General features: G+C 36.7%; 3 protein-coding genes. All 3 read right to left on the bottom strand.

Translation table 11 applies throughout. From position 1 onward, the window contains the following. Positions 1–121: 121 nt before the first annotated feature. The gene (locus tag AC3AX0_RS09725; RefSeq protein WP_487550094.1) at positions 122–988 is read right to left on the bottom strand and encodes a prephenate dehydrogenase; all 867 of its coding nucleotides are present in this window, start codon (positions 986–988) and stop codon (positions 122–124) included. 8 nt (positions 989–996) lie between these two features. After that, positions 997–2,013 (bottom strand): 3-deoxy-7-phosphoheptulonate synthase, encoded by a 1,017-nt coding sequence (gene aroF / locus AC3AX0_RS09730; protein WP_487550095.1) that lies wholly within the window; start codon positions 2,011–2,013, stop codon positions 997–999. A gap of 472 nt (positions 2,014–2,485) precedes the next feature. Then, positions 2,486–3,354: YitT family protein (locus AC3AX0_RS09735; protein ID WP_487550096.1), on the bottom strand; the 869-nt coding region annotated here is incomplete at its 5' end.

The raw sequence follows: 3,354 nt of genomic DNA on the forward strand, positions 1-3,354 counted from the left end.
CAATTTTCCTCATTATACCACCACCTATATTTCATTTCAATTGTCAAATCGATATATTCAAATTAACGGATTATATCTTTATAAAAGAGTAACATACCCCCAAGGGGTATGTCAACACTTTTTATCTAAATTTATTAGTATGTTTGTTAGATCTTGTGAAGCTTTCCTTGAGAAAACCATGTATCAGGTCTGCGTCATTTTCAATTAAAGCTTCTTTTAGCATCTGGATATTACTGCTGAAAGCATCTATCTGCTTGATGAGATTGTCCTTGTTTTCAAGAAAGGCATCTGTCCAAAGGTCGGGGTTGATATTAGCCACCCGTGTAGCACTTTTGAAGGATCCACCTGAGAACAGAGTAATGTCATCAGAGTAGTATTCGCTGTTGACAATTGACGATGCTATTACATGAATCAGTTGGCTTGCATAGGCTATCATTGTGTCATGGGTGTCGATGTCTGTTCTTAAAACAACAGAAGCACCTATCCTCTTGACGAGAGTCTCAATAATCACAAGGTTTTCTTCTTTGTTCTTCTCAGTAGGGGTTAAAAGATAGCTGCAACCTTCAAATATCTTCTTGTCGGCATAGAGAAATCCCCTGAATTCGTTACCAGCCATTGGATGTCCCGGTATAAAGTCTATGTCGTCTCTTACAATGCCACTTAGTTCGTTGACAATATGTCTTTTAACTCCGGCTACATCTGTTATGATGCAGCCGCTTTTGAAATTCTCCATGTGTTCCTTCACGAAATCTATTACAAGGCTTGGATATATGCACAGTATTACGATGTCGGATTCACCCAGAACATCAGCTGGATCTGTAAATCCCTTAGAAATTACATTAAGTTTTTCAGCAGCTATGAGTATGTTTTCATCTATGTCTATTGCAAAAAGGTTCTTAGGATTTATGAATTCCTTTATGGCTATAGCGAAGGAACCGCCTTCCATTCCTAGTCCTACTATTGTAATATTTTTATCATTAAAATTCATATTTTCACCTAGTTCAGTATTTTGTCTTCTAGTTCAATGTATTTTTGAAGTTTCTTCATAATTGCATCGAATTTTTCAGGCTTTACAGATTGTGCTCCATCGCAGAGTGCATTGTCAGGGTCGTTGTGAACCTCAATCATGAGTCCGTCGGCTCCGGCTGCAACTGCGGCTTTTGCCATTGGCTCAACCAGTTGCCAGCTTCCTGTAGCATGGCTAGGGTCTACTATTACAGGAAGGTGTGTTTTTGCTTTAAGGATTGGAATTGCACTTAAGTCAAGAACATTTCTTACTTCCTTCTGGAATGATCTGATTCCTCTTTCACAGAGGATAACATTGTCGTTTCCTCCTGCCAATACGTATTCGGCAGACATGAGAAGCTCCTGGATTGTAGCTGACATACCTCTTTTTATGAGTACAGGCTTTTTGATTTTACCTGCTTCTTTAAGAAGGTCGAAGTTTTGCATGTTTCTTGCGCCTATTTGAACTACATCAATCATGTCGTGGTATTCTTCAAGCTGTTTAATGGACATTATTTCAGTTACTATTGGAAGTCCGGTTTCTTTTCTTGCTTCTACTAGGATATCAAGACCTTCCTTTCCCATTCCCTGGAAGCTGTATGGTGAAGTTCTTGGTTTAAAGGCGCCGCCTCTTAAAAATCCAGCTTTTGAAGCTTTTACACTGTTTGCTATTTCAAGAACCTGGTCCCTGCTTTCAACGGAGCATGGTCCTGCTATAACAGAAAAGAATCCTCCCCCAATTTTGTGTCCCCTGATATCCACTATCAAATCAAGGGGATTGAATCTCCTGTTTGCTTTTTTGTATGGTTCCTGAACGTATATAACCTTCTCTACTATTCGGTGGGCTTTGAGTACCTCGGGATCAATAACCGTAGTGTCGCCAACAAGGCCGATCAAATAATGGTTTTCTCCCTGTGATTCATGAATATGAAAGCCCTTCTCTACCAGGGATTTTTTCATTAATTCTATTTCTGCTAAGTTTGCATTTTTCTTAAAAACTACTATCATTTGTATCCTCCTCAAATTTTGGGTTTTTGCTTTCTTGTGTTTCCCGAATATCAATAAAGGTTTCATTATATGGAGTCCTTTATTACTATGTTTGTAAAATGGTAATAAAAAAAGGACTCATAATGAGTCCTTAAGATTTCGAAATTATACAATTTTGGAATCTCTCATTATTCAATCACATCTTATTTAATTGCACGATAAACTGTCCAGACCAATAGCCTAGATAATAGTTAGAATAATATGTGCAGTTAGTAAGATTTAATTGATTATTCATGATTTTCTCCAAAGTTAAATATAGATGTTTTACTCAAAATCAAGTGTATTAAATTCATGTAATATGAATACTCAACTATATGAATTTGATGTAAAACTATTTAATTGATTATAACACAGTGATAATTATTGTCAATGATTATGTTTCGAGTTTGTCATAATTTGAAAGAAGGAGGTAGTTGAAGTAATCAACTGTCTTCTACTCGATTTCCTTCAATGGATCAAATCCAAGTCCTGAACCCCATACTGAGGTCACAGGCATTACAGCCATAAAGGCATGCTCATCAAGGTCAGAAACAAAATTTCTTATGAGAAGGGATTCCCTTGGAGTACATATGGATACTACCTTTGTCTTTTTCTGATTTGAATATCCACCTATTATATTATATTTTGAAATTCCTCTTCCTATTGTATTCATTATAAACTCTTCAATATCATCGTCCATATCGCTGATTATTTCAAGCTTAACTTTCTTGGAACTGAAACCGTATAGGACGGTTTCAAGAGTCCTTACAAATACAAACATTGTTACTATTGCATAGAGGGCTGTGTTGGTGTCGTATTTTATAATTGATGTGGAAATGATCACTACATCAACAAAGAGCATAATCTGACTGACGCCAATGAATGGAAAAAACTTGTTGTGGAGTATTCTGGATATGGCATCGGTACCTGCAAAGGAAAATCCCCTGGCGACTATGAGCCCATATCCCGCACCTCCAATTATGCCATAAAAAATGGCTGCCAGAAACATGTCGTTTTGTATCAGTTCAAAATTGAGATTTTCAAACAGTATCAGTATGGGTGGAAATATTATGCTTACCACTATCATCTTTCCTACTTTTTTCCTACCAAGTATTACAAGTGCAAGAACCAATATTAATATGGTCAATGCATAGTAGTATACCGTGTAGGGTATGTTAAGCACATTATCTAGAAGGATGCTGATTCCCGTAATTCCACCTGTAATCAAGTTGTTTGGTCTCAGAATTGCAGTTATTGCAAAGGCTGAGAGTGCATTTCCTATAATTAGGAATAGATAATCTATAAATACATTTTTGAATTTAT

Source organism: Dethiosulfatibacter sp. (genome assembly GCF_983023055.1).